This is a genomic window from Bacillus sp. GW823-FHT06A10 (assembly GCF_058795375.1).
The window spans coordinates 2,105,976-2,130,243 of record NZ_JBXAHT010000001.1; the positions used below are offsets into that span (position 1 = coordinate 2,105,976).

At 32.9% G+C, this 24,268-nt stretch carries 35 protein-coding genes and 1 pseudogene; 10 read left to right on the forward strand and 26 right to left on the reverse strand.

What is annotated here, in order from left to right; all coding sequences use genetic code 11:
- Positions 1–4 precede the first annotated feature (4 nt).
- The 5 genes from AC1Q8M_RS10735 to AC1Q8M_RS10755 form a co-directional block, all read right to left on the reverse strand.
- Positions 5–676 carry a DUF4052 domain-containing protein gene (locus AC1Q8M_RS10735; RefSeq protein ID WP_000209601.1) on the reverse strand — a complete coding sequence of 224 codons (672 nt, stop codon included), beginning with the start codon at positions 674–676 and terminating at the stop codon, positions 5–7.
- Positions 673–1,545 carry an ABC transporter ATP-binding protein gene (locus AC1Q8M_RS10740; RefSeq protein WP_098033219.1) on the reverse strand — a complete coding sequence of 291 codons (873 nt, stop codon included), beginning with the start codon at positions 1,543–1,545 and terminating at the stop codon, positions 673–675. The genes AC1Q8M_RS10735 and AC1Q8M_RS10740 overlap by 4 nt, the downstream gene beginning before the upstream one ends.
- A complete protein-coding gene (locus AC1Q8M_RS10745) occupies positions 1,542–1,922 on the reverse strand; it encodes a GntR family transcriptional regulator (protein WP_000805185.1) in 381 nt (126 codons plus the stop codon). The genes AC1Q8M_RS10740 and AC1Q8M_RS10745 overlap by 4 nt, the downstream gene beginning before the upstream one ends.
- Before the next feature lie 125 nt (positions 1,923–2,047).
- Positions 2,048–2,536: a DinB family protein gene (locus tag AC1Q8M_RS10750; protein WP_000424636.1), complete on the reverse strand. Its 489-nt coding sequence runs from the start codon at positions 2,534–2,536 to the stop codon at positions 2,048–2,050.
- A gap of 13 nt (positions 2,537–2,549) precedes the next feature.
- Positions 2,550–3,143, reverse strand: coding sequence for a DUF4825 domain-containing protein (locus AC1Q8M_RS10755; protein ID WP_086409237.1), 594 nt, complete (start codon positions 3,141–3,143; stop codon positions 2,550–2,552).
- A 441-nt stretch (positions 3,144–3,584) separates the two neighbouring features.
- Here AC1Q8M_RS10755 and AC1Q8M_RS10760 point away from each other — a divergent pair, with 441 nt between their 5' ends.
- The 7 genes from AC1Q8M_RS10760 to AC1Q8M_RS10790 are packed head-to-tail and all read left to right on the forward strand — an operon-like array spanning position 3,585 to position 4,767.
- Complete coding sequence (locus AC1Q8M_RS10760) at positions 3,585–3,725, forward strand: YrzI family small protein (RefSeq protein WP_098400321.1); 141 nt, start codon at positions 3,585–3,587, stop codon at positions 3,723–3,725.
- 27 nt (positions 3,726–3,752) lie between these two features.
- The gene (locus tag AC1Q8M_RS10765; protein ID WP_000142729.1) at positions 3,753–3,896 is read left to right on the forward strand and encodes a YrzI family small protein; all 144 of its coding nucleotides are present in this window, start codon (positions 3,753–3,755) and stop codon (positions 3,894–3,896) included.
- A 28-nt stretch (positions 3,897–3,924) separates the two neighbouring features.
- Complete coding sequence (locus AC1Q8M_RS10770) at positions 3,925–4,068, forward strand: YrzI family small protein (protein WP_000668965.1); 144 nt, start codon at positions 3,925–3,927, stop codon at positions 4,066–4,068.
- A gap of 27 nt (positions 4,069–4,095) precedes the next feature.
- Positions 4,096–4,239: a YrzI family small protein gene (locus AC1Q8M_RS10775; protein ID WP_000668968.1), complete on the forward strand. Its 144-nt coding sequence runs from the start codon at positions 4,096–4,098 to the stop codon at positions 4,237–4,239.
- Between the two features lie 26 nt (positions 4,240–4,265).
- Positions 4,266–4,406, forward strand: coding sequence for a YrzI family small protein (locus AC1Q8M_RS10780; protein WP_000669797.1), 141 nt, complete (start codon positions 4,266–4,268; stop codon positions 4,404–4,406).
- Between the two features lie 52 nt (positions 4,407–4,458).
- Complete coding sequence (locus AC1Q8M_RS10785; RefSeq protein ID WP_000669802.1) at positions 4,459–4,599, forward strand: YrzI family small protein; 141 nt, start codon at positions 4,459–4,461, stop codon at positions 4,597–4,599.
- Positions 4,600–4,626: 27 nt separating this feature from the next.
- Positions 4,627–4,767 carry a YrzI family small protein gene (locus tag AC1Q8M_RS10790; RefSeq protein WP_000668497.1) on the forward strand — a complete coding sequence of 47 codons (141 nt, stop codon included), beginning with the start codon at positions 4,627–4,629 and terminating at the stop codon, positions 4,765–4,767.
- 240 nt (positions 4,768–5,007) lie between these two features.
- Here the strand turns inward: AC1Q8M_RS10790 and AC1Q8M_RS10795 are convergent, their stop codons facing one another.
- A complete protein-coding gene (locus AC1Q8M_RS10795; protein ID WP_000837892.1) occupies positions 5,008–6,093 on the reverse strand; it encodes an AI-2E family transporter in 1,086 nt (361 codons plus the stop codon).
- A 149-nt stretch (positions 6,094–6,242) separates the two neighbouring features.
- On the opposite strand from AC1Q8M_RS10795, the gene AC1Q8M_RS10800 reads away from it, so the two are divergent.
- The gene (locus AC1Q8M_RS10800) at positions 6,243–7,064 is read left to right on the forward strand and encodes an HNH endonuclease (RefSeq protein ID WP_000189684.1); all 822 of its coding nucleotides are present in this window, start codon (positions 6,243–6,245) and stop codon (positions 7,062–7,064) included.
- A 228-nt stretch (positions 7,065–7,292) separates the two neighbouring features.
- Here AC1Q8M_RS10800 and AC1Q8M_RS10805 read toward each other — a convergent pair whose 3' ends face one another.
- From AC1Q8M_RS10805 to AC1Q8M_RS10860, 12 genes are all read right to left on the reverse strand, one after another.
- Entirely contained in the window at positions 7,293–7,385 is a 93-nt protein-coding gene (locus AC1Q8M_RS10805; RefSeq protein WP_001289320.1) for a putative holin-like toxin, read from the reverse strand.
- 195 nt (positions 7,386–7,580) lie between these two features.
- On the reverse strand, positions 7,581–8,693 hold the full coding sequence (gene ssuD / locus AC1Q8M_RS10810; RefSeq protein ID WP_000422252.1) for an FMNH2-dependent alkanesulfonate monooxygenase: 1,113 nt from the start codon (positions 8,691–8,693) through the stop codon (positions 7,581–7,583).
- A 76-nt stretch (positions 8,694–8,769) separates the two neighbouring features.
- Positions 8,770–9,618, reverse strand: coding sequence for an ABC transporter permease (locus tag AC1Q8M_RS10815; protein ID WP_000432135.1), 849 nt, complete (start codon positions 9,616–9,618; stop codon positions 8,770–8,772).
- Positions 9,619–9,634: 16 nt separating this feature from the next.
- On the reverse strand, positions 9,635–10,621 hold the full coding sequence (locus AC1Q8M_RS10820) for an aliphatic sulfonate ABC transporter substrate-binding protein (protein ID WP_098400287.1): 987 nt from the start codon (positions 10,619–10,621) through the stop codon (positions 9,635–9,637).
- Positions 10,622–10,638: 17 nt separating this feature from the next.
- Positions 10,639–11,394 carry an ABC transporter ATP-binding protein gene (locus AC1Q8M_RS10825; RefSeq protein WP_000218578.1) on the reverse strand — a complete coding sequence of 252 codons (756 nt, stop codon included), beginning with the start codon at positions 11,392–11,394 and terminating at the stop codon, positions 10,639–10,641.
- 181 nt (positions 11,395–11,575) lie between these two features.
- The gene (locus tag AC1Q8M_RS10830) at positions 11,576–12,088 is read right to left on the reverse strand and encodes a ribonuclease FAU-1 family protein (RefSeq protein ID WP_001037890.1); all 513 of its coding nucleotides are present in this window, start codon (positions 12,086–12,088) and stop codon (positions 11,576–11,578) included.
- A gap of 177 nt (positions 12,089–12,265) precedes the next feature.
- Complete coding sequence (locus AC1Q8M_RS10835; protein ID WP_001103387.1) at positions 12,266–13,321, reverse strand: hypothetical protein; 1,056 nt, start codon at positions 13,319–13,321, stop codon at positions 12,266–12,268.
- Positions 13,322–13,333: 12 nt separating this feature from the next.
- The gene (locus AC1Q8M_RS10840) at positions 13,334–13,807 is read right to left on the reverse strand and encodes a tetratricopeptide repeat protein (protein WP_000400637.1); all 474 of its coding nucleotides are present in this window, start codon (positions 13,805–13,807) and stop codon (positions 13,334–13,336) included.
- A gap of 141 nt (positions 13,808–13,948) precedes the next feature.
- Positions 13,949–14,638, reverse strand: a complete 690-nt coding sequence (locus tag AC1Q8M_RS10845; RefSeq protein WP_000676727.1) for a phosphopantothenoylcysteine decarboxylase domain-containing protein — start codon at positions 14,636–14,638, stop codon at positions 13,949–13,951.
- Positions 14,639–14,653: 15 nt separating this feature from the next.
- Positions 14,654–15,457, reverse strand: a complete 804-nt coding sequence (locus AC1Q8M_RS10850; protein WP_000783341.1) for an AAC(3) family N-acetyltransferase — start codon at positions 15,455–15,457, stop codon at positions 14,654–14,656.
- Positions 15,458–15,687: 230 nt separating this feature from the next.
- On the reverse strand, positions 15,688–16,089 hold the full coding sequence (locus AC1Q8M_RS10855; RefSeq protein ID WP_001053320.1) for a GNAT family N-acetyltransferase: 402 nt from the start codon (positions 16,087–16,089) through the stop codon (positions 15,688–15,690).
- Between the two features lie 56 nt (positions 16,090–16,145).
- On the reverse strand, positions 16,146–17,084 hold the full coding sequence (locus tag AC1Q8M_RS10860) for a DMT family transporter (protein WP_098400288.1): 939 nt from the start codon (positions 17,082–17,084) through the stop codon (positions 16,146–16,148).
- A 290-nt stretch (positions 17,085–17,374) separates the two neighbouring features.
- Here AC1Q8M_RS10860 and AC1Q8M_RS10865 point away from each other — a divergent pair, with 290 nt between their 5' ends.
- Entirely contained in the window at positions 17,375–17,734 is a 360-nt protein-coding gene (locus AC1Q8M_RS10865; RefSeq protein ID WP_000390803.1) for a hypothetical protein, read from the forward strand.
- Between the two features lie 32 nt (positions 17,735–17,766).
- Here AC1Q8M_RS10865 and AC1Q8M_RS10870 read toward each other — a convergent pair.
- The 8 genes and pseudogenes from AC1Q8M_RS10870 to AC1Q8M_RS10905 all read right to left on the reverse strand — a co-directional run.
- A pseudogene (locus tag AC1Q8M_RS10870) lies at positions 17,767–17,913 on the reverse strand (DinB family protein); the annotation flags it as partial.
- The gene (locus tag AC1Q8M_RS10875; protein WP_000620322.1) at positions 17,910–18,410 is read right to left on the reverse strand and encodes a GNAT family N-acetyltransferase; all 501 of its coding nucleotides are present in this window, start codon (positions 18,408–18,410) and stop codon (positions 17,910–17,912) included. The pseudogene AC1Q8M_RS10870 and the gene AC1Q8M_RS10875, both read right to left, overlap by 4 nt.
- Before the next feature lie 33 nt (positions 18,411–18,443).
- A complete protein-coding gene (locus AC1Q8M_RS10880; protein ID WP_075720278.1) occupies positions 18,444–18,989 on the reverse strand; it encodes a GNAT family N-acetyltransferase in 546 nt (181 codons plus the stop codon).
- A 15-nt stretch (positions 18,990–19,004) separates the two neighbouring features.
- On the reverse strand, positions 19,005–19,706 hold the full coding sequence (locus AC1Q8M_RS10885) for a nucleotidyltransferase domain-containing protein (RefSeq protein ID WP_075720276.1): 702 nt from the start codon (positions 19,704–19,706) through the stop codon (positions 19,005–19,007).
- A gap of 21 nt (positions 19,707–19,727) precedes the next feature.
- On the reverse strand, positions 19,728–20,405 hold the full coding sequence (locus AC1Q8M_RS10890) for a DNA alkylation repair protein (protein WP_075720274.1): 678 nt from the start codon (positions 20,403–20,405) through the stop codon (positions 19,728–19,730).
- A gap of 228 nt (positions 20,406–20,633) precedes the next feature.
- Positions 20,634–21,590: a pyridoxal-phosphate dependent enzyme gene (locus AC1Q8M_RS10895; RefSeq protein WP_098361024.1), complete on the reverse strand. Its 957-nt coding sequence runs from the start codon at positions 21,588–21,590 to the stop codon at positions 20,634–20,636.
- A 175-nt stretch (positions 21,591–21,765) separates the two neighbouring features.
- Positions 21,766–22,155 (reverse strand): VOC family protein, encoded by a 390-nt coding sequence (locus AC1Q8M_RS10900; protein ID WP_000800663.1) that lies wholly within the window; start codon positions 22,153–22,155, stop codon positions 21,766–21,768.
- A gap of 188 nt (positions 22,156–22,343) precedes the next feature.
- Positions 22,344–23,165 (reverse strand): MBL fold metallo-hydrolase, encoded by an 822-nt coding sequence (locus AC1Q8M_RS10905; protein ID WP_000371021.1) that lies wholly within the window; start codon positions 23,163–23,165, stop codon positions 22,344–22,346.
- 417 nt (positions 23,166–23,582) lie between these two features.
- Here AC1Q8M_RS10905 and AC1Q8M_RS10910 point away from each other — a divergent pair, with 417 nt between their 5' ends.
- Positions 23,583–24,230, forward strand: a complete 648-nt coding sequence (locus AC1Q8M_RS10910; protein ID WP_000407025.1) for a DJ-1/PfpI family protein — start codon at positions 23,583–23,585, stop codon at positions 24,228–24,230.
- The last annotated feature ends 38 nt before the right edge of the window (positions 24,231–24,268 follow it).

Here is a 24,268-nt window from a genome sequence, read left to right on the forward strand (position 1 = left end):
TATTTTAAACTGTTCGTTCAAATGATACTTTACGAATAAATATACTACTAGTTATGATATAAAGAATTGTTAATCCAATTGAAATAACAATAAAATAAGGGATATCTATTAAAGATACATCATTTGTAAATAACAATCCTTTTATCCCTACTTCTCCATACAGCACACTATTTGTTGAAAGGAAAAGCGACCCACCAATCATGAGACCAATCCATTGAAATCTTTGCTTAAAAATTACTACTACTTGAAAGAAACATGCTATCGTAACATAAAATAAAAATTGTAAAATAAACTGTTGTATTAATTGCTCTCCAAAGTTAACATTTACTAAGTTATATTTTATATCTTGTAAAAACAGTATTTGAAGGAATGAAAACAATGCGGATTGCAACACGATATAACAAATCGCTCCGATAAAATATTGTATTCTCGTTATACCAAATGAAACTGCTAAACGAAATACATCATCTTGAACAATGAAAACACTCCCTACTATAAAAATCATAATTGCAATTGAAGGATTATTGATAATTTCGGGTAAATAACCAACTTTCGCTTCATTTAAATGAGCAGCATATAAAGCTCCTTTTATTAATAAAGCTACAATCCAAAATATTAAAATTGCTTTATAATGAAAATTTATATGTAACCTCAATTGTTTCATTAACGTCGTCATTCCACTTCACCACCAGTCATGTGAATAAATAGTTTTTGTAATGTAATTCTATCAATTACTAAACCTTCTTTTTCAAGAGAGTAACAATCTTCATTAGAAAGTTCTTCCCATATAACAGCAATACCTTTATTCCCATAAATTTCTTTATTTATAACTTTTTTATTAATCAAGAACTCCTCCACTTTACCTTTTTGCCCTGAAATAATATGACCTTGTTGCAATAAATCTTCCACTGTTGATTGAACAACAAGTGCACCTTCTTTTATGATAATTACTTCTTCAATAACATGGGTTACTTCTTCTACCAGATGTGTTGATAATATAATTGTTCTGGGATACTCCCCGTAATCTTCTAGTAGTAAACTATAAAATAACTCACGATGTGCTGCGTCTAATCCCGTAGTTGGTTCATCAAAAATAGTAATTGTCGCTCTGCTTGCTAACCCTTTAATAATTCCTACAACTGTTTGCATGCCATGAGATAGTTTATGGTATTTCTCTGTTATATTAAGCTGAAATTTACCCGCCAGTTCTTCAGCAAACTTCTGATCCCAATTTTTATAAAACATGTTACATATCTTAAAAATTTCTTTTACTCTATAACTTAAATGAGACTCTTCTTTTACTCTAACGAAACAAATATTTTGCATCGCTTTACTATTTTCAAAAACATCTTCACCAAATATTGATACACTTCCACTACTTGAAGTAATTTGTCCTGCTAGTAAATTTAATAAAGTCGTTTTCCCTGCTCCGTTCCTTCCAAGCAAACCATATATTTTATTCTCTTCCAATGAAATCGTTACTTCATTTACAGCTATTTTCTTTTTATACTTTTTCGTTACATCTTTCGTTTCAAGTGCAATCATCCCTCTTTCCCCTCCTTCGTAATCTTTTGAATCATATCCATCAATTCATCTTTTGATATTTCTAGTACTTTCGCTTCTTCCCACACTTTAGGTAAATATTCAGTCATAAAAGTATTTTGTCTTTTTTTTAGTACAACTTCTTTTGCTCCTTTTGCAACAAACATCCCGATCCCTCTCTTTTTATATAAAATCCCCTCATCCACTAATACATTCACCCCTTTAGCTGCGGTAGCCGGATTTATTTGTAACATCTTCGCAAATTGATTTGTCGATGGAACTTGTTCTTCTTCAAGCAATATGTCTTTTAAAATATCAGATTCAATCGTTTCTGCAATTTGTATGTATATTAATTTATTTTGTTCTAGAGTCGGCTTCACATTTTCACCACCTTAGGTTCATAGGTTCATTACTTATGTAATTAACCATATCACATAGAATTATTTTTTTCCATAAATTTCTTTTACAAAAAAAGAGAGTCATTCAATTAAGAATGTCTCTCTTTCTAAAAATTCGAAGTTTCAACTCTTGTTCTCAAATTCTTTTCATTTATACCATTTTGACAAAAATTAAACTGTTGTCCCTCAATACATTTTGTACGATCTACTACTTGCCCTAAATGATAGCTTGTATGCTCAACCAAATGTAATAGACTTTGAAGATCAATATGCCTTTTTTCTTCCCAGACCTGTATATATGCTTTGCCCCACTCATCAAATATTTCTTCAACAGTTTTTAACAAAGCTTCAGATCTTATTTGTTTCACTGGAAAATATTCTTCAATTCCATTTTCAAAAACTATATTTGGATCCTTATAACGCCTTGTATTTCTCTGTAAATGTTCACAAATATGTAGTACGATTCCACCAATTGAATTAACAGAGGTCTCTTTTTTCCACAAATCTTCTTCACTAACGAGCCTAATTGCCTGTACTAATTTAGGTAAATAATGATCCTGCATTCTATGATAAGAAATTTTGTATACTAACTCCATCTTCTCCCCTCCATTATTTCAACTGGCTCACTGGATATTTAGCAAATAAAGATTTCCGAAAATCTTTATCTTCCACAAGCATTTTAATTTTTTCATTATTATCGTTAAGAAACTTTACTACTTTCTTTTTATCCCATATATCATCTTCTTTTGGAAAATCATCAAATTTTCCATGCAAGATTGATAGGATTTCCTCCCTTTTCATCATAAATTTTATATTCTCTACCTGAAACTCGTAACTGTTTGCATTTGGCACTAAAACTACAAGATAAATAATGTTAAAGAGAAAATTCTTCTTCATCGTATCTTTCTCATCAAACCAATACGTCTCAATCATTTCTTCTGTAAGAGCCCCACTCTCTTTTGCGCCATAGTTCACTTTTATATTTTCATTTTCTAAACTTATACTTTGAACTGTTCCACCACCGGGTAAATGATTAATAATTGCAACCACATCTGAATTATTACCAACGTATGTCCCAGTATATTTCTTAAAATCATCTGAACTAACATCATATATATCTTTTATTCTTTCTCCATTAGAACAAGCCGTAATAAATAAAAAAATTGTTAGCATAACGATTATGTTATGATGCATATATTTCATTTAGCATCCCCCATTTTTATCGATATTTCGTTAATTACAATATTTACTTTCAAATCCCTTTTTAAATATACGCATTTTAATCAAAATTAAAAATTTTCATTTTTTATGTTTACAATTATCCATTAATTGTATATACTTACTAACGTAAGAAAAAAATTCTAAAAGGAGGTCGAAGGAAATGATGAAATTACAATTACATGCATTAACTTTAGCGTTAACTGCACCTGTGTTTTCTGGACAATTAAATATGAATTCGACCACCCTAATGGAGAATTGAAAATCGTACTTTATTTCATTTAATTCATAAATTCGCCACAGGAGGTCGTATACTTTCCTGTGGCTTTTTCACGCCCAGCCATAGGAGAACTGTATCTTCCTGTGGTTTTTTTGCGCGGTTTTTTAGTCTCTTACATTATTTTTCTAAGAAAGGAGCAACATTCAATGACTATTAGCGTATTGTTTTTAAGTATTACGATTCAAAGAAATACAATTTCCAAAGGGGAAATTCTTCATAATGAGCAAATTGAAACAGCTATGAATGATGTTAAGGAGCGCCAAGCACTTTACTGTGATCACCTGTAATTCCTTTTCGAAAGGAGGAATTCATTTATGACTTTTCATATTTTCTTTTTTACGACTGTGCTTCAAAAAAATACTTTATCTGAAACTGAAATCAATCGTAAACAACAGTTAAAACAACTGACTGATAAAATAACTGACATTAAAAGTTCATACTACACTCAAATGTATTAAAAATATATTTTAAAGGGGCAATATATTCATGAAATTTAAAGCATTCTTTTTAACAATCACCATTCAAAAACGTAAGCTTTCACAGAAAGAGATTTTACGTGAGCAACACATCCAAAGCATTATGGACGAAGTAAAAGAGCGACAATCTTCTTATTACACTCGTCTTTTCTAAATCACTTATAAAGGGGTCATAAATCTAATGAAATTTAAAGCATTCTTTTTAACTATCACTATTCAAAAACGTAAACTTTCACAGAAAGAGATTTTACGTGAGCAATACATTCAAAATATTATGGACGAAGTAAAAGAGCGACAATCTTCTTATTACACTCGTCTTTTCTAAATCACTTATAAAGGGGTCATTATCCAATGAAATTTAAAGTATTCTTTTTAACCATTATCATTCAAAAAAATACATTTTCCGAGTCTGAAATGTTTCATGAGCGACAAATTAATCAGGCTATGGATCATGTAAAAGAAAGACAAAGTCATTACTGTAGTCATCTGTAATTTCTTATTACACTCGTTTTTTCTAAATCACTTATAAAGGGGCAATTATCTAATGAAATTTAAAGTATTCTTTTTAACCATTACCATTCAAAAAAATAAATTTTCTGAGTCTGAAATGTTTCATGAACGACAAATTAATCAGGCTATAGATCATGTAAAAGAAAGACAAAGTCATTACTGTAGTCATCTGTAATTCCAATTCGAAAGGAGGAATTCACATATGAAGTTTCACCTTTTCTTTTTAACGATTACAATTCAAAAAGAAACAATATCTCAAAATGAATTAAAACAAGAAAGACAATATAAACAAGTTATTGATGAAATTCGAGATCGTAGAAGCAAATACTACACTCACCTTTAATCGTTTAACTATATAGAATTGAAAGGAGTCGATTATGATGTTGATAGCACGCTGTAAGGAAATGATTTGGATAGTTCAGAGGGATTCCACATAGTTTTATAGAGCTTATATCACACAAGTTTATCACTGAATTTGATGTATAAAAAATATATAATAAAATCAAATCAACCCACTTTTAATTATTTATTTATAAACAAAAGATACACCACTTAAAAAGCGGTGTATCTTTCTCAGGTTTCACTATTTCCGATTACTTCTCTTTGTCTTAAACAATCTCACTAAGTTCGAAACAACAGTTTTTGTTACTGCATAAACTGGTACTGCTAAAATCATTCCGATGATTCCAGCAAAATTACCTACCCCTAAAATTAGGATAATAATTGTTAATGGGTGAATGTTTAATTTCGAGCTCATAATACGCGGTGAAATAATATTACTTTCAAACTGTTGTACAATTGTTACGATAATAATTACGTATAAGGCTTGCATCGGAGAAACGAACAGTCCTACAATAACAGCTGGTGCTGCCCCAATAAATGGCCCTAAGTTAGGAATGATGTTTGTAAATGCTGCAATAATTCCTAAAACGAAAGCGTACGGTAAATCGATAATTAAATAACCGATAAAAGTAAACGCACCTACAAATATACAAACGAGCGCTTGCCCTTGAATATATGCAGATAATGTTTCGTTCGTTTCCTTAATGATACGAAGCCCCTCTTCACGGTAAGACTCAGGTAATAAACTTACCGCTTTTCCTGGAAAGGCATGTCCATCTTTAAACATGTAAAATAAAATGAACGGTACTGTAAATACAACTAATGCAACGTTCGTGATAATACCAAATAAAGCCGTTGCACTCGACGTAATTGTATTTGGAATATCTTTTAAGTATTCAATCGCATTTTTTTCAATTGTTTCAATGGAAACGTAGTTTTGTGTAGATAACCATTCAAACAACCTATGATGTGATAATTCTTGTATGTATACTTTCCCCTCTTTTATGTAGCCTGGCATATTTTTTACTAAGTCCATTAGCTGTTGTGAAATCGTAGGAACAACTACTCCAACGCCAACCGCAGTTAATGTTATGATAAAAAGATATAACAGTAATATCGCTAAATTTCTAGGTACTTTTTTATTCTCCAAAAAGATTAATACAGGATTAAATATGAAGTATAAAAAAAGCGCGATTAAGATTGGGAAAAACAATGTTGATATGAAGATACCAATCGGTTGAAATAAAAATGATATTTTTGTGCAAATAAATATGATTCCTACAACCATTAGCACTTCTAATGTCCAAAAGTGCACTTTTGATTTCAAAAAAACGGCCTCCTTTAAACTAGCACTTCTCTTCATTGTACCAAAATAAGTATGAATTTCACATAATATTTTCCTTTACAATATTCCAAAATACCAATAAATACACTACAATGAGATTACATACAAATTTGCAGGTAAAGGTGATAAAAATGACACAATGCATCATTTGCAGAAAAGATACGAAAGAACTTAGTGAACAATATGTCATTCCAGAAATATTATGTGGATATTATTTCACAAACTCAATTTGTGATACTTGTCATGAACAAATGACAACAGATATTGATCGTCCTTTAATTAGGCATAAATTGAGTCAATTTAAGATTGAACAAATGAAAAGACAAATTGATTCCCCACTCTATACGAATGAGCACGGTGAGGAACTTGCGGCTGCTGAGACTGATGTTGTCGAAGTAAGCGACGAGATTCTTTATTCTAATGCATTAATTATGAAACTATGTAAAAAGCACGATATTTCCTTACATAATGAAATTTGGAAGGAGGAACGTGTAACGAAAGTAGCGAGTTCTATTCAACGTGAATTACTATTAGATAACCGTAAATATAAAATGAGTGTATTAAAAATGGCTTATACATTCGCTGTACAAACAGTTGATGGCTACTTTGAAGATCAAGATGCAATTGATATTTCTACCATTCTCTCAAATGCAGATTTCGTGGAACTAAAAGAAAAAAGCATTGTACGTGATTTAAGCAAAAGTTCTTTATGGAATACGCTAAATACAAGTAGTGAAAATCATTACTTTATTTTACTTAGCGATAAAGACGGCCTGTTTTGCTTCATTCGTTTGTTTGACATCTTTGATGTTGTCGTTCATTTATCAGAAAAAAGATTTGACCTTCCATCGCCGATTGTCGGTGTAAATAATGTGAATACGCAGAAATTTTATGTCCAAAGTTTAAAACAGTATATGGATGGGCTGTTTAAAGAAAAAGCACCTACTATATAACAGGAACCAGAACATACGGTCTCCTTTCTTGATGAAAAGACACTGTGTTATAATGAGTATGAAAAGAACAATACAATCACATAAACCAATTATAAATTGTATATAAATAAAAAAGACTAGTGTGCGGCTACACACTAGTCCACGTAACTTAGCAGATTGGATTGTTCATTTATCCTATTTGTTTCTTACAAACAAAACAACCCACATTCTATAAGCATAGGTGGGTTGTTATTTTTTGAGCTTGTCTATTAAAACGACGACGAACGTTAACAATGCAACGAGAAACAGTCCACCTTGCAGTAGCAACGCTATTTCACTCACGTATTATCACCCCCCTCCTACTCGGAGAAGTGATAATTGAACAACCAACCGCACCTTAAGTTACCCTTTAATTTTACCATATTTTCTAATAATTTACGATGAAAACCCGCAAGCGAATAACTTGCGGGTTTTTTATCCCGTATTAACAGGCAGTGAACAAAATAAAGCAATAAATATGTGAAACTTTATTTCTCACTATTTTTTTAATGCATATGCATCAGCAATCATTTCACCAACAATTTTATTTTCTTCTTTCTTCTCGTCTTTCAATAATGGGAATAACAATTCTGCGACCTCATACGCTTCTTCTAAATGCGGATATCCTGATAAAACAAACGTATCAATTCCTAACGATTCATATTCTTTTATCCTTTCTGCTACTGTATGCGGATCGCCTACAAGTGCAGTACCTGCCCCACCTCTTACAAGTCCGATTCCAGCCCATAAATTAGGGCTTATCTCTAACGACTCTCTCGTACCTTTATTTAAATGTGTCATCCTCTTTTGACCAACCGAATCATATCTTGCAAATGTCTTTTGAGCAAGCTCAATTGTTTCATTATCCACATATTGAATTAAACGTTCTGCCTCTTCCCACGCTTCTTCTTCTGTTTCTCTTACAATTACGTGTAATCTAATGCCAAATCGTACTGTACGCCCCTTCTCTTCTGCAAGTTTTCTTACTTCTTCTATTTTCTCTTTCACTTGCTCTGGTGGCTCTCCCCACGTTAAATATACATCACTATGTTCAGCTGCTACTTCTTTTCCAGCAGCTGATGATCCTCCGAAATATATAGGAGGATATGGTGTTTGAACTGGCGGGAATACAACTTTACTATCTGTAACTTGAATATGTTTTCCTTCTAAAGAGATCGTTTCACCTTGCAATGTCGATTTCCAAACTTTTAAAAATTCATCCGCTGCTTCGTATCTTTCATCATGCTCAAGATATAATCCATCTCCTTGTAGTTCAACTGGATCTCCTCCAGCTACTACATTAATAAGTAGTCTCCCATCTGAAATTCTATCAAATGTAGATGCCATCCTCGCTGCAACTGTAGGTGACATTAGTCCTGGTCTCACTGCTACTAAGAATTTTAGTTTTTCTGTTTCAGCAGCAAGAGCTGAAGCTAACACCCAAGGGTCTTCACATCCTTGACCAGTTGGAAGTAAAACACCCGTATATCCTAAATAATCAGCTGCCGCAGCAACTTGCTTATAATAACCATATTCAGCTGCTCTTCCTCGTTTTGTCGTTCCTAAATATCGACCATCTCCATAAGCCGGAATAAACCATAATAATTCCATACCTTTACACATCCCTTATTTATTTTGAAACGTATACTAACAAATTCTATATAAATTACCCCTAATAATTTATATGTTAATTCCCAGTCTCACCTTTAAAATTATCTCGCCATCTTAAAAACTTCACTTCTAGTAAACGTACTAGAGAGTCAGAAAACTTCCCAACAAATGCAAAGATAATTATGCCGACAAATACGATATCTGTATTTGAAAATTGCCTTGCATCCATAATCATATAACCAATACCTTCTGTAGATCCCATAAGTTCTGCTACTACTAAACTCACCCATGCAACACCTAACGATAACCTTGCTCCTAGTAAAAGGTTAGGCAATGCAGATGGTAAAATTAGTTTCGTAATTAGTTTTCTTTTGCTAAACTCTAACACTCTCGCAACATCAAATAACTTTGAATCCACACCTCTAATACCTAAAAATGCGTTTACGTATAAAGGAAAAAATGCACCATCTGCAATTAATAACACTTTCGATGTTTCACCAAAACCGAACCATAATACAAAAAGCGGCGCAACAGCTAAATGAGGTACAGTTCTTAACATTTGCACAGATGGGTCTAAATATTGCTCACTTCTCGTTGAAAATCCAACAATTGTTCCTAAAATGATTCCTAAGCCCCCACCAATAAAGAAACCAGCCGCAGCCCTGAATACACTAATACTTAAATGGCCGAATAACTCTCCTGTTTTAATAAGCTCTTGGAAAGCTAGAAAAATATCTAATGGTGTTGGTAAAACTGTTTTAGAAACAAGACCGAATACGCCAGCCAACTGCCAAATTATTAATATAATAACCGGTATAGTAATCGCCCTTACTAAAACTTTTACATTTAACTTTCGTACCTTCTTTATGCCATTTTTCTTAATCGTTATACTCGCTGGTTTCATAACAGCTTTCGTATTTTCCACTTTACAAAACCTCTTTTCACTTCGCTTTCAATGCTTTTTCTACGAAAGAATTATCTACAACTTTTTCCGTCTTAATTTCTTTCTTTATAGAACCGAGCTTATATTGAAAATCCGCTGTCTTTTGTTGTTCTGCTATTATTTCCTTCGTTACCGGAACTAAAATTGGTTTGTCGTGATTAAACACTTCTTTTACAATCTCTTCATCTATCTTTTTTACAGAAGTGTACACTTTTATTGCTTCATCTAAGTTAGCCTCTTGCCATACACGTGCTTTCTCATAAACTTTGAGGAATTTCTCAACTAATTCTGGATGTTCTTTCGCAAATTTTGTCCTCGTAATTAAAAATTCTGGTGAAGAGACATTTAATGTTTCACCGTCTGCAATCACCTTCGCACCTTTATTTAACGTATGTAATGATATGAAAGGGTCCCAAATCGTCCATGCATCTACTGATCCTGATTCGAATGCAGGCTGCGCTTCATCTGGTTGTAATTGAATGACATTTACATCTTTTGCATCAATACCTTCTTTATCAAGCGCTCTATATAATAAATTAAAGGCACTACTTCCTTTTGCTACTGCAATTTTTTTACCTTTTAAATCTTTTACACTCGCAATCTTGCTATCTTTTTGAACGAGAATTCCAGTTCCTTTTCTCGCATAACTTGTATTGGCGATTTCGGTAAATCCAATACCTGCTGCTTGCGCTGAAATGACTGGAGAATTCCCTACTTCACCAAAGTCTAACCGGTTTGATGCGATTGCTTCAAAATAAGGAGGTCCACTTTGGAACTCTGTCCATTTCACTTTAACTCCTTCTTTTTTAAACTCCTCTTCAAACCATCCCTTTTTCTTTGCTAGTAATAGCGGGCTTAATCCTTGCTGTATACCAATTTGTATTGTTACATCTTCTTTCTTACTACTTACTGTACTTTTTTCACATCCTAATAAAAATACTGATATAGCTAAAGCAAAAGAAAGAATTTTAAATTTTTTATACATATAAAATCACCCTTTTCCTATATACTTGTTTGAATCAACCCTCCATATTCAAACTGCTGTAATACTTTCGTTCGAAGTTGTTGGAACGATTGAGAAGTTTTATTTCGCGGATAAGGCAAATTATTTTCAATCACTTTATGTATTTTCCCTGGTTTTGCACTCATAATGATAATTCGGTTTGAAAGATATATCGCTTCGTCTATATCATGTGTAACGAATATCATTGTTGTTTTCTTCTGCTCCCAAATATTCAGCAATACTTCTTGTAAATGACTTCGAGTAAAAGCATCCAGCGCTCCAAAAGGTTCATCAAGTAATAATACATTCGGATCTCTTAATAACGCTCTCGCTATCGCAACACGTTGTGACATCCCGCCTGAAATTTCTTTCGGATACGATTTTTCAAAGCCATCTAACCGAACGATTTCAACCCATTCTCTCACCTTATCTTTCACATACTTATCTTTTAACGACAAATCTGCCGCTATATTTTCTTCAACTGTTAACCATGGAAAAAGCCTATGCTCTTGAAAAATAAAACCTTGTTTCTTGCTCGTTTTTAAGATAGGCTCCCCGTCAATAATAACTTCACCTTCAAAATCATTATCTAGACCTGCAACAATTTTTAGTAATGTACTTTTTCCGCACCCACTCGGACCAATTACTGTAACAAAATCCCCTTTCTCTAATTGAAAATTAATATTCTCTAATACTTGAACAGTACCAGTTTGTTTCAAAAAATATTTTGATACCCCATCAATTGAAACAGTCATTTCTTCTCCTCCTTAAAATGATTCATATAAATGAACAGATTCAGTATTTGTGCAATAAAAAAACCAAAGGCATTTTATCAACAGATAAAATGCCTTTGGTTTCTCCAATCAGCAATACGTTATGGAATTAAGTACATATTATACAAATATTTCCGATAAGTCAACTAGGTTTTAGCGAACATTATTTATTTTTAAAGATATCAGCAGTCCCTTTTATTATTTTTGGAAGGAACGTTTTAATTGTATCCGTTAATAAATGAAGAGCTTCGTTCACATAACCACCTTCGAAATTTCCTAATGGTTCTGGTAATTCATCCTCATCTAATAGGAAGTATTCTCCATTTGGAAGTACCATAATATCGATGATTAAATCTTCGAAGGAAACCACTTCTCCTTTTATTTGTGTGTTTTTTACGATATTAAAATAGGAACCTAAATACTTCCCTTTTATATCTCTCCATACGTATAAATTGTACGGACGATCTTTCCAATAATATGCGATTGTATAACTTCCTTTTGGGATTGTTAACTTAGTATCTTTTGCAGTCATTGTAAATGAATACTGCACCTCGTGAAATAAAACGATACTTTGTGATTGCTTTTCAAGTAATAAACAATTGTGATCTACTATTGTTGAGTTATACCGGATTTTTCTTTCTATAATTTCACTTTTCGATGTAAGTAACTTATTCATTATTTTGTTTCCCCTCATACTAGTTCTATCCTCAATTATATACTTCTTTATATAATGATTTATACAAGTACACAAGAAAAACTCCTTCTTATTTAGAAAGAGTTTTTCACTATCCATGTTTCATATTTTTTCACTTCTAACGGAAACTCATTTGTTTTTATGTAACTAACAGCACTATTACTCATGTTTTAACTTTTCCTTAACCGCATCATAAAATTTTCGTTCTTCATCAACATTTAAGTGCACACGACTTACTGTTTTAGAAAATCCATATAACAACTGTGCTTTCACTGGCTCTTTTAATGTTATTTCAAAAGTAGCAGGTTCTTTTATGAACTCCATAACAGTTGCATCCAATACCTGTTTCCCTTCTTTTGCCGTTAGCAATTCATCCTTGTAAAACGCAATATTATCAATTTGTGTAAATGGTATAACAATTTTCTTTCCTAATCCAATTTGAATGATTACTTGTTCTTCTGTTACGATAAGTGGATTTTTACGCATCGCTTGTATTTCAGCTATAAAATAAATCATCGCGTATACATTTAAAATAAGTAAAATCCATGCTATTACTGGATTCCACTGGTGTAGCAAATAATGAAAACCAATACTTTCTATTAAGGTCGCATGGATGATCATGATATATACACCTATTGCACCAGTCTTTTTGTGATATGAGTATACGTATTCACCTTCTGGTACTTTTTCACGCCACGATAAAAATGCATAATAGATTAACTTACACTCCGTTACAATGATATCTATTAATTTATTTCTTTTCATAGTAGCGTCAAACGCAGCATCAATTGCATAAGAAAATGAAGAGTACTCACTTTTATATTCTTTATATTTTTTTATTATGGTAGGAAGCTTTCTAACAATTTTATATAGAAGGAATAACTCTAAACATACAAAAGCAATTTCTCCTGCAACTATAATATAAGAAACGTATGAAAAATCTTGTAAATAGTCACTTGGAATAATAAATCTTGCAAAAATATAACCAGCTATTACAACAGGAACTATATACGTTAACGAGTACCTTTTTCGAATAATGAAGAAATACGTGATGATTGGAATGACAAACATGCAATCTAATAATGACCCAAGTACAACTTCTTTCGGCGCAGCTGGTACTATTGGAAGAGCATACAATAAATAGTTTGATAGCATAATTAAAGAGACGAGTCCAATCCAAATACCTTTTCGCCTTCGCGATAGTGTAACATTCATACGTTCACTCCTTTATTTAAAAACCTCATTTAAGTGGTCTTTATAAAATGAAATGGCACGTTCAAATTCTTTTACTTCCTCTACTTTCACGACAGTTTCAAGTAATAATTTCATCGCTGACTCGTGATCGTTTACGTTATATTTTGCTAATGATAAAAATACTTTCATCGGATCGTTCTCTGGGAATTTTTTCACCCCAGCTTCTAATACTGTAATTGCCTTTTCATATTCCCCTATACAACGATATGTACTTCCTAGACCAATATAAGCACCGCAAAGGGATTCGCCATCAAGTCCATTTGCGATTGCCTGCTCATAATACGGAACTGCTTCTGTTTCTAGCCCCATTACATCATGTATCCACGCACACTGATACAGTACTTCTGCATCCTTTGTAAAGTTTGTTAATCCTATAAGCATCTCTTTAGACTGCGCATATTTCTTTTCGTTTCTAAGTTTAATAGCTTGCTTTAATAAATGTTCCATAGAATCCACTCCTCACCAATTATTCTGTGTATAGCTCTTGATTGATATACGCTTCACATTCGTGTAAAAGTAAAATTCCCACCAATTAAAGTTTCGCTTACTTATTACTATGCGGATTCATTCTTATCTAAAAACTTAATTTTAAAAAGCAGTGACACGATTACATAATACCTCTAAGCTTTTGACAATTTCTTTCGCTGTTTCATCTTTCCCATTACACAACTTCCCTTTACCATCTTGTCCAATTACATAATGCACAGCTCCGCGCGAATATAAAGAATGTGGTGAATTCGCAATCATTACATTCGCCCTTGCTTCTTTCATTCTATTTTTCGCTCTTTCAAACAGTTCTTCTTCATTTAAATCACTTTCAAGTTTAAAACCAATAAGTACTGTTTCTGGGTCCCATTCTTTTATTTGTTTTAATACTTTTGGAGCCTTTTGAAAGTGAATAATCGGTGCAATATCACTTGAAATTTTTCCGTTCATATTAAGAACATTACCATCTTGATCACAGATCTTCTCCACAATCCAATCTGATCCAGCCGCTGCCATAATAACCGCATCAACCTTTTCATGTGTGATGATACTTTTCATTTTATCTTGTAAATCAACAATCCCTTCAAATGGATGTAATTCTAACCCTCTATGTACATCGCTCGGTTTCTCCGCAAAATAACCGTGTAAATATATAACATGTGCCCCTTTAGCTAGAAGTTCTTCTGCGATTATCCTTCCGATTGTACCTTTAGCCATATTCGTATGCCCGCGTACTTGATCCCATTTTTCTAGACAACCACCGCTCGTAATTAATACCTTTTTCCCTTTCATTGTAACCATCCCTTACTAATTTTTCTTACGAAACCATTCTGTTCCAAAGTCAACTATATCACGCTGTTTCATTAGACGACACGTTGCATTCCCTATCTTCCCATTTTTTACAGTTCCTTTTCGCTCAAACTCAACACCAATTTCTACAAACTTCTCAGATTCGTAATCCATTTCAACAAACTCTTTCCACACTCTTTCACCGTTTTCTATAATAGGTGCTCCTACTTGTATTAACTCACATGCACCAGTACGCACCTCGGATAAATGAACAGACGTATTTGAATCATATCCAACACCAATTAATAATACGTACCCGTCTAAATCGTATATTTTTCTTAATGGAGATTCTTCTCCAAAGCTCATTGATAATGAATGGTTCATTGTTATTTCTACTGCATGTTTTCCCCATGCAGCAAAACTTCCTAACGGATGATTACTACGTACTACATTCGGATATGTACGAAAACATTCAACTATTTCACCCATTCCCCTTGTTGGGGTTATACGTGAATCAAATGCAGGGACGTTATCTCGGATAATTTGCCACCAGTCTTCCGGTACAGGTGGTCTTGACCAATGTTTCGGATCAGACAAATCCGAAGATTGCGTTGGCATTATTATCGTTCCTTCTTCCGTAACAACTTTCATTAATGCTTCTACTACAGCAACCGCACCACCAGATATCCATCCGATAGAACTTAGTGATGAATGAACGATAATTGTCATTCCTTTTTCGATTCCTAATGCTTTTAAATCTTTTGTTATTGTTTCGATTGTATTTGGAAATTGTGTGCTTGCTACTATTTCATTCATTTTCATATTGGTTCCCTCACTAGCCACGTAAATTTAAACTTTTATATAAATATATTATCATATTTTTCTTAATTTTTAACTTAATCATATTCATTACTACAAAAATATATATATGGGTGTACTGAAGCCTCAAAACTCTATTAAAATCGTAGATAATGATGAGCGAGAGTTTTTTCAAATGAAGAAAAATGTAAATCTTATTTTTTCAAGCTATACTCCATATGCATATTTTTATACTATTTTTCCAAATAACAATGAAATCTTTCGATTCCCGTATATTTTTCTCCTAAACTTTTAACTTGAAAACCAATTCTTTTATAAAATTCTACCGCCCCATCATCTGTCTCTGCTTCTATATAAGTCAATTGATATATCCTTACCACTTCTTTAATCATTTGCAGTGCAATTCCTTTTTGACGATAATCTGAAGCCACTGCTATATGACATACTCGTGCTTTAGTTGCTCCGATTACTTCAATACCTATACAAGCTTTTTCTTCATATTTGTACAAAGTCCCTTTATTACTTTGATAAAATATTACTGCCTTCTTTAAGCTTATTTCATTTGGACCGACGGCATATTGTAGCACATTTAATATTGAATCTTTTTCAATTTGTTCAACACGCTGTAAATTCATATTTTCATCCCTTTCTATGAAAAAAGACTAACTCTTAATAAAAAGAGCTAATCTCATTACGCCGTTATTTTTTCTTCTTTTTTTACAACGACAGCCACATAACTATGAAGTATCATTCCAATAATAACGAGACTCATACCAACCCAAGATAAAGATGACGGAATTGGTGCAGATAACCAGATCAGCTCTCCTACTAGCGCAAATAAAACTTCACCAGACTGCGTCGCTTCCACTGTTGCTAGTTTTTGTGGATCATCTTTCACAAGATCTGTTGCAAAGAAAAATAATATTGTCGCGATTAACCCAGAACTAACTGCTACAATAAAACATTGAAAAACTTGGTTACTTGACGGTAATCCGCTAGTTGATACTTCGTAACCAGATAATAAAAACCAAAATGGTAAACTTGCTAATGTCATACCGAGTACTCGCTGAAATACATCTAATTCCCCTTTACAAACTTGCATCATTTTTCGATTTCCAAGAGGATACGCAAATGCTGCAATAAGTACAGGAACTACACATAAAACGGTTTCACGAATACCTAATGAAGAAGCATGTTCTACTTGCATGAGAACAACACCGAATAAAATAATACCCGACATAACTAATTCCTTCATCGGAAGTTTTTTATGTAGTGGATCCACCGCAAAAAATGGTGTTAACAAAATCCCTGCAACGATTGTAATTTGCCATGTTGATGCAACGAGCCAACCTGGTCCGAACGCTCCAGCAAAACTAAGCGGTGCATAAAAGAGACCAAATCCAACGATACTCCATACTAACCATTCTTTCGGATTGTTTTTCATATATTGAAAGAGTTGCTTTAAGTTTCCTCTATACATAACAATAAGTAATAGCATTGGAACCATAAAATAATACCGTAATGATGCACTCCAAATCCAGCTTCCACCTTCTAAGTCCATTGCCCGGTTTAAAACAAAGGTAAAGGCAAAGAAAAATGATGCCAGTATCCCTATAACAATTGCTTTCATTGTAAAACCCCTTGTATTTAATTTTTAATCTCTATAACATATATTTTAGTATACGCGATGAAAAATCTACATACAAACTTACATTTCACTTTCCATTCACTTGCAATGAAAAGGATAATAATACATTCATTTATTATACTTAATATAAAAACATTAAACAGAAATAATTTTAAAAATAAGTTACTTCTATGGATGTGATAACACTGAAAATATACAGAGCCTCTATACAATCTATTTTATTTGTACTTTCTTTCGGAGTTGTTTTCCTTCTAATAAGTGTTTTATCTTTAATGGAAGAATTTGATTTACTAGGAATTATTTCAATATTTTTCTCCTTATGGAAAACACGTGCAAACGATATAGGTTCCTATTGGGATGATGAAGGAATTGTAGTAGATTTGCATGGGAATAAAGTGTATTGGTATGAAATCAAGGATATTACATACCAAAATTTTCAAGGGTCAAAATCTACCTTAATCTCGACCCACTATACTCACCATGAAAATATACGAATCCGCCATAAAAGATGGCTACCAACTATTGCACATTCAATTTACTGGTTTTCTATTGAAAAACCAAAAGATTATCATAAAAATTTAATGATAGCTTGGGAAGAAAAGCAAACAAATAAAAATAAACGCCTCCTTTAATTATTATTTAGGGGCGTTTGTTCATTCAAAAATTAAAGAATATGTAGTTTATATTCTCTATATAATTTCCTCAATCGACTTATATGTGCTTGATGATACCGATTATGATCTGCTATATGCCAAACTCCCCATCTTATAGTCGCATTTTCCCCTTTTTCATACAAAACTTCATCTCTTAAAAGAACAACACCATATGTTCATCATCACTATACACACCATTCATTTTTATAGCCCTTTTTTCAATTCCGTACGTTTTAAATCCCATTGATTCATATAATCGTTTGGCTGGTTCGTTCGTTGACACAACCCCTAAATTCAATTGCTCTAGCTTCATCTCTTTTGCCCTTTCAATTGCTTTACGTATTAAATCACGTGCAAGACCACTTCTTCGGTTTTCAGTATCTACATACATTGCAACGATATGCCCTTTATGCTTATATGCGTCCTTTTCTTCTGTTAATAAAGTAACAACCCCAACTAAACGATTTTCATTATTAAAAGCACCAAATGTAAAACTACTGTTGGATGAAAGATTACTAGCAACGCGTTCAAGAGGGTTTTCTTGACGTACTGCTTCTTCATAAGTCGTTACAAATGCTTCTGGATTTACTTGTAGTGCTTGTAAACGTAACTCCCAATATTGTTTTGCATCCGCTTTTGTAAGTAATCGAATCATTTTATCTTCCCCTTTTTAATTGACATAATATTTTTATAGGTTATTATTTTTTAATTCATACTCTTCTTTTAATATACTGTAACGATAGCGATGAATGAACTTTCCCTGTCTCAATCGATCATTTCTCATTAACCCTTCGCATACAAATCCGGCATTTTCATAACTCTTTTTAGCTTGTGTATTATCTTCATCTACACGTAACCAAATTTTCTCCAATTCAAACTGGGAAAAACCTATTTGTAACATGCTGTTTAGAGCTGCCATTCCAAATCCTTTACCCCAATAGTCTTTATTTCCAATCGCAATTCCTAGTTCTGCATTTTTATTTGTTTTATCAAAATTTTTAAGGTCTACCCATCCAATATGTATACCTTTCTCAGTAACGATCGCCCTTTGTTCATAACCATTTTTTCGGCTTATACAAGCTTCAATCCAGATTCTCGTATCTCCACGAGTGAACGGAGGATATTGGTCTGGTACGACTAAATGCTTTGTTACATCGCTATCTAACGACCATTGATAGCGATCTTCTACATCATCTAGTGTCAATTCTCTTAATTGAACATATGGTACATTCATTTTTCTCTCCCCTTTTTATTTACCAATAGAAAATCCTTCGAACACTCTTCCACCATACTGTTCTAACGTCATTTCTATAAAATGAATTAATTCATTTTTCTCTCCCGTTTTATAAAAATGATCAAAAGCCGCTACAAATTTGTTTGCATATTGCTCATCATATCTTCTTAGCACTCTAATAAACCATTTTGAACTCCCAAGCCACCTACCATTTACTCTTAATACATATTCATGTACTAAATCCGCTAATAAATTAGCGATAAACAATTCTTCTTCTCTTTTTGTTGCACCAATAAAGTCATCTAAAGTATCCGTAATAAAATATCGCTTCTGCTTAATCGTTTCTTCGGTCCATTTAGCTGGTCCTTTATGTAGTAAATCATTCGCTTCTTTTTTTAATTTCTCAACAATTTCCTTTTCCCCTTTTAATACAACCCCTTCTGAAACTAATTGTGGTAACGACGGTCTCCCTCGATCACAATCCATTTTGAAAAAGGTTTTATATGTTGTAAAATTATGAACAAACACCTCAACAGGCCATCCATTACTATAGAAAGATTCTCTATAACAAGAAGTTAAACTTTGGTCAACTATTACAATATCAAGGTCAGATGTTTTCGTCGCTTCTCCTCGTGCAACGCTTCCGCCGAGTAAAGCTACATCACAATTCGGAAATTGTGATGTAATTATGCCTTGTGCTGCTTCAATGGGTTTCATAGCCGTTCCTCTTTTCTTATTTCATTTTCTTTTTTCAGCTCTTTCTCTCGCTTTTTTTATATAGCTTTCTGCATCTGGTGTTTTACATGATGTTGTACCGTGATCAACCTCTACTTTTCCAATTTCACGTGCGATTTCAATCGCTTGTCGCTCTAAGTCTTCATTACGAATTCCTATTGCGATTAAAGCACTATTCATCGCTTCTTTTTTTCTATTTTTTTCATTATGTATATTTTCTTTAATCTCTTCTAAGTATGGAGAGAAGAAATCATCATGTAACGCTTTATTTTTAATCGATATATTTGCTAATAAAGACCAGCCAGCTCTTCCAATCCATTCATCATTAGACTTTGTCCACTCTTCCATTCTTTCTATTGCAATTGGCGAAGTACATATAGATGTCATAAAAACATCCATTAAACAGTAATAATCAACATCCTGAACCCAACTATTAAGCTGTTCTGCTGTTATATTCTTCGGGTCTAAAATATAAGTTGCTAATGTCATCGCGTCCATATTTTTTGTTTCCCACAGTTCAACTGCTAAATCGTGATCTTTTTTTATTTTCTTTTTTAACAATTTTAGATTCGCAAAACTAACTCCGAATAATGGCTCTTTCGCTCCGTGGTTTTTATACGTTTTTCGATTTTGTTCTGTTCCATATTCCTCTAGTTGCTGCATTACTTCCTCAAGTAACATATACCCACCTCTTTATCTTTTATGTTGACTGTATATATGTATGTACGATATATTCTACATTACTTTTTGTTTTTCCTATATTTATTTTTAAAATACGGTATGTGAAATTTCTAAACATTGCACAGCTATACCATTAAAAAACTGTACATGTTAAACATACAGTTTTTTGATGGTATCAATTTTGCGTAGAATAAGATATAAACTACGAAAGAACTTTTAATGGTCCTCTCAATCACCTATTTTTTCAACTAAATTTTTTACATCTGACCACTCTTCTATTGACCCTGCGTCCGGAAAAACTGTAACTACATTAAAATTCGCACCTTTTTCTTTCCCAATTTGTTTAGCTGCTAATAAATTCGCTGCCGCAGAAGTTCCTATTTTTATACCAGTATCTTTGTAAAAACGTGCCATTTCATACAGGGTATCTTCATATGAATAAGTCCATTGTTTTTCTATCAAATTTTCTTCCTGTTCTATGAAATGTTGTTTCCTTCCTAAGCCGAACCCACCTGATCCAGCATATTTCTTTAAATCATTTGGTGGTTGTTCCGAACCATAAGGCAATTCAGCAGGCATTACTAAATGTAGTTCAACATTTTTTGTATAATTCTTTATTGCTGTATAGACTCCCATTAGAGTCCCACCAGTACCAGCAGATGCTACCCATGCATGTATTGGTTTTCCATTCATTTGTGCAATAATTTCTCGCCCTGTACCTTCTATATGACTTACTAGATTTGCATTATTATAATGTTGGAATAAAAAGTATAATTCTGTCTTTTGTTTGCTAATCTCTATTGTTTTCTCAATTACTGCGTAGAACCCTTTACATTTATCAACTAAGATTACGTTAGCACCATAACGATCAAGTTCATTTAATAGAGATTTACCGGTTCCAGAACTTAAAACTAACGTGCATTGAATCCCTAAATAATTACAAATACACCCAATTGACCTCGCTAAGCTTCCACCACTATACTCTAAAATATTTTGTTTTTTGTCCGCTTCTTGTAAATATTTATTAATCATTCCAAGTGCTGCCCTATCCTTAATTGACCCTGTAGGGTTATGCCATTCACATTTAGCATAGATAGAAAGATCCTTCGTTTCTTCGCATTTTAATTTCATGAGAAGTGTATTTCCAACATGTTTAGAAAACTCTTCAAAATGGTTTACTATCATACTTTTATACCTCCTTCATAAATTATGTTTATTACATTTGTTCTTAGCCAAAATACTTTCTACATTTTAATAACTCTCTCAATAAGATCTTCTTATATAAAAATCCCTACAAACACTGTAGGGATTTATGTCTAAATCATTTTGTTACACTCTATTTCATATGAAAATAGTTTCTTTATTCAGATGCATTCATAAGCACAATTCTCCAACCATCTGGATCCTCTATTGTGGTTCCTTTCTCTATCCAATACGGGTTTTCTGGTTCCACCTCATGATAGCCCATATTACTTAATCGATTCACTATCTTTTCAATTTCATCTTTATTAGGCATATAAAAAACTAGTAAATTATCTTTTGTCGGTGCCGGACATGGACTTCCATTAACATGTGTAGTAAACTCCAAATGATACTCTTCATCTGGTAAGCCAAACATAACCCCATCATATCCTTCATGATTGTGAAATTCCCCTATACGTTTTAAACCTAATCCTGTTTCATAAAAATTTATCACTTCTTCAAATTTATCTGTTGGTCTTGCAATTCTAAATTGAACCCAATTCTTCATGCAAATCTCCTCCTTTTCATTTTCCAAAGCTTTATAGTAATTAGTATAGGTTACATATATTCCCTTTAACATCCCTCATTAGTGTGAACTTCCTAAGTTGAAAGACCTATTAGTTAATAAACAATAGGACTTTAGTATAAAATTCATATAAAGTTAGTTATATAAATGTAGAGATGAATTACAAGCTATTACGTATGAAATAGTTCTCCTTGCAGGGCCTTTATATACCGATCAGCAGATCTTTGTACAGCTTTATTCGCATCTTCCACCACACCATGAAATGCATTATATAGTCGACTAAATTGGATATCTTTTACCTTCTCTGCCATATCTCTAACTTTATTCGCTGGTAATGGAATGAGATTGGGATAACTATACATAAAACTTACCCATTTTCGATCCGAAACTACTTGTATAATATCACCTGATAACAAAATGCCTTTCCCTTCATTACCGTCTTTCCAATGTATAACAGTTCCCCCCTTAAAATGGCCTCCTAAGCGATGCAATGTAAGTTCTTCCGATAATATCAGATGCTCCCCAGACCAAAATTTAATTTGCTTACTCGGACGAACCACCCACTCTTTATCATCTTCATGAATATAAATAGGTACATTGAATGTTTCCGCCCATTTAACTTGTGTAGAGTAATAATGTGGATGAGAAAGTGCTATTGCTTGAATACCACCTAAATCATATATACGTTGTATCGTTTTATCATCTAAATAACTAATGCAATCCCACATAACATTTAGAGTTTTACTTTGTATTAAAAATGCTGTTTGTCCAATCGCAAATTTAGGTTTAGTAGTAATGCTATACAAACCGCTTTCTTCTTTTATTATTTCGTTTTTGTATAAATTGCTATTTTGCATCGTTTCTAATGTTGTCCATGACTGCCCAATTGGATTAACATATTGTCTTTCCTCATTACAAATTTTACAGCGAGAAGGTGCTTCTTCATTTTCGGGATACTGTACTCCACATGTAGTGCAAATATAATTATCCATATTCCCACTCCTTTTTTCATGTAATTGTTTCTTTACCAATATTTTAATAAAAAACAAAAATATTCGAATCAATAATTGGAACGAAAATGAAATGATACGAAAGTATGATTAGTCTCCTTTCGTTTTAAGACTTTAGCCTAAGTACTATATTTTTCATTTCTTCTTTCTGTGAAAGTTGCATATCGTTTTTAATAGAAATTCCAAGTAAATTAAACTTTTACCCATTAAATAAGTGAATACATCTTTTCAAAATAAATGAACCTATTCATAGATTTCGTCACACCTTTGACACAGTTGCACTAAGCGATACACATTAGGGGTATAGTATATTTAAAGTAACGATAAAAGAATATTCAATAATTTTATCTTCCTTATCGTTACTAGATTCAATTCGTAACAAATAAAGGAGAGGTTTTAATGGAAATCGTTATTATGCTCTATGATGGAATTACTGCATTAGATGCTATTGGTCCATACGAAGTATTTGCTGCAGAAAGCAACAACAACATAAAATTTGTTGCTAAAACGAAGGGATTAATAAAATTAGATTCGAAAATGGGCTATTTACATGCTGATTACAATTTTAATGAAATTACTTCAGCAGATATTCTTATTATTCCCGGATGTCGTCCACCAAACTTTACACAACTTATGAAGGATGAAGAAACTCTTAATTGGATTCTCCAAATACATAAAACGACAAAGTGGACTACAACTGTATGTACGGGCTCCTTAATCTTAGGTGCTACTGGTCTACTAAATGGTGTTAATGCTACTAGTCATTGGAGCTGTTTTAACTTACTTCGTTCTCTCGGAGCTATTCCAACTGAAGAGAGATTCGTGCGCCATGAAAAAATTATAACAGCTGCTGGTGTATCTGCAGGTATTGATATGGCCCTTCAGTTAATAGCTTGGGAATTTGGAGATGAAAAAAGCAAAGCAGTTCAACTCATGTTAGAATACGACCCTCAGCCTCCCTTTGATACAGGTTCTCCTAAAAAAGCGCATGCATCCTTATTAGAAGATTTAAATTTGATGATTGAAAGTTTAAATAATAAAGTTTAAATTCATCCTATTTTTCAAAACTGCAATTGATATAAAAT

Excerpts from the sequence above, each read along its gene's own strand:
- AC1Q8M_RS10820 (WP_098400287.1), bottom strand. The coding sequence starts at position 10,621 with ATGTATAAAAAATTTAAAATTCTTTCTTTTGCTTTAGCTATATCAGTA.
- AC1Q8M_RS10895 (WP_098361024.1), bottom strand. The coding sequence starts at position 21,590 with ATGATAGTAAACCATTTTGAAGAGTTTTCTAAACATGTTGGAAATACA.
- AC1Q8M_RS10825 (WP_000218578.1), bottom strand. The coding sequence starts at position 11,394 with ATGACTGTTTCAATTGATGGGGTATCAAAATATTTTTTGAAACAAACT.
- AC1Q8M_RS10775 (WP_000668968.1), top strand. The coding sequence starts at position 4,096 with ATGAAATTTAAAGCATTCTTTTTAACTATCACTATTCAAAAACGTAAA.
- AC1Q8M_RS10790 (WP_000668497.1), top strand. The coding sequence starts at position 4,627 with ATGAAGTTTCACCTTTTCTTTTTAACGATTACAATTCAAAAAGAAACA.
- AC1Q8M_RS10860 (WP_098400288.1), bottom strand. The coding sequence starts at position 17,084 with ATGAAAGCAATTGTTATAGGGATACTGGCATCATTTTTCTTTGCCTTT.
- AC1Q8M_RS10885 (WP_075720276.1), bottom strand. The coding sequence starts at position 19,706 with ATGAAACCCATTGAAGCAGCACAAGGCATAATTACATCACAATTTCCG.
- AC1Q8M_RS10900 (WP_000800663.1), bottom strand. The coding sequence starts at position 22,155 with ATGAAGAATTGGGTTCAATTTAGAATTGCAAGACCAACAGATAAATTT.
- AC1Q8M_RS10910 (WP_000407025.1), top strand. The coding sequence starts at position 23,583 with ATGGAAATCGTTATTATGCTCTATGATGGAATTACTGCATTAGATGCT.
- AC1Q8M_RS10760 (WP_098400321.1), top strand. The coding sequence starts at position 3,585 with ATGACTATTAGCGTATTGTTTTTAAGTATTACGATTCAAAGAAATACA.
- ssuD (WP_000422252.1), bottom strand. The coding sequence starts at position 8,693 with ATGGAATTATTATGGTTTATTCCGGCTTATGGAGATGGTCGATATTTA.
- AC1Q8M_RS10800 (WP_000189684.1), top strand. The coding sequence starts at position 6,243 with ATGACACAATGCATCATTTGCAGAAAAGATACGAAAGAACTTAGTGAA.
- AC1Q8M_RS10880 (WP_075720278.1), bottom strand. The coding sequence starts at position 18,989 with ATGAATGTACCATATGTTCAATTAAGAGAATTGACACTAGATGATGTA.
- AC1Q8M_RS10780 (WP_000669797.1), top strand. The coding sequence starts at position 4,266 with ATGAAATTTAAAGTATTCTTTTTAACCATTATCATTCAAAAAAATACA.
- AC1Q8M_RS10750 (WP_000424636.1), bottom strand. The coding sequence starts at position 2,536 with ATGGAGTTAGTATACAAAATTTCTTATCATAGAATGCAGGATCATTAT.
- AC1Q8M_RS10855 (WP_001053320.1), bottom strand. The coding sequence starts at position 16,089 with ATGAATTTACAGCGTGTTGAACAAATTGAAAAAGATTCAATATTAAAT.
- AC1Q8M_RS10785 (WP_000669802.1), top strand. The coding sequence starts at position 4,459 with ATGAAATTTAAAGTATTCTTTTTAACCATTACCATTCAAAAAAATAAA.
- AC1Q8M_RS10735 (WP_000209601.1), bottom strand. The coding sequence starts at position 676 with ATGACGACGTTAATGAAACAATTGAGGTTACATATAAATTTTCATTAT.
- AC1Q8M_RS10865 (WP_000390803.1), top strand. The coding sequence starts at position 17,375 with ATGGAAGAATTTGATTTACTAGGAATTATTTCAATATTTTTCTCCTTA.
- AC1Q8M_RS10740 (WP_098033219.1), bottom strand. The coding sequence starts at position 1,545 with ATGATTGCACTTGAAACGAAAGATGTAACGAAAAAGTATAAAAAGAAA.
- AC1Q8M_RS10840 (WP_000400637.1), bottom strand. The coding sequence starts at position 13,807 with ATGGAACATTTATTAAAGCAAGCTATTAAACTTAGAAACGAAAAGAAA.
- AC1Q8M_RS10755 (WP_086409237.1), bottom strand. The coding sequence starts at position 3,143 with ATGAAATATATGCATCATAACATAATCGTTATGCTAACAATTTTTTTA.
- AC1Q8M_RS10835 (WP_001103387.1), bottom strand. The coding sequence starts at position 13,321 with ATGAATGTTACACTATCGCGAAGGCGAAAAGGTATTTGGATTGGACTC.
- AC1Q8M_RS10890 (WP_075720274.1), bottom strand. The coding sequence starts at position 20,405 with ATGTTACTTGAGGAAGTAATGCAGCAACTAGAGGAATATGGAACAGAA.
- AC1Q8M_RS10830 (WP_001037890.1), bottom strand. The coding sequence starts at position 12,088 with ATGAATAAGTTACTTACATCGAAAAGTGAAATTATAGAAAGAAAAATC.
- AC1Q8M_RS10905 (WP_000371021.1), bottom strand. The coding sequence starts at position 23,165 with ATGGATAATTATATTTGCACTACATGTGGAGTACAGTATCCCGAAAAT.
- AC1Q8M_RS10850 (WP_000783341.1), bottom strand. The coding sequence starts at position 15,457 with ATGAAAATGAATGAAATAGTAGCAAGCACACAATTTCCAAATACAATC.
- AC1Q8M_RS10845 (WP_000676727.1), bottom strand. The coding sequence starts at position 14,638 with ATGAAAGGGAAAAAGGTATTAATTACGAGCGGTGGTTGTCTAGAAAAA.
- AC1Q8M_RS10875 (WP_000620322.1), bottom strand. The coding sequence starts at position 18,410 with ATGATTCGATTACTTACAAAAGCGGATGCAAAACAATATTGGGAGTTA.
- AC1Q8M_RS10765 (WP_000142729.1), top strand. The coding sequence starts at position 3,753 with ATGACTTTTCATATTTTCTTTTTTACGACTGTGCTTCAAAAAAATACT.
- AC1Q8M_RS10770 (WP_000668965.1), top strand. The coding sequence starts at position 3,925 with ATGAAATTTAAAGCATTCTTTTTAACAATCACCATTCAAAAACGTAAG.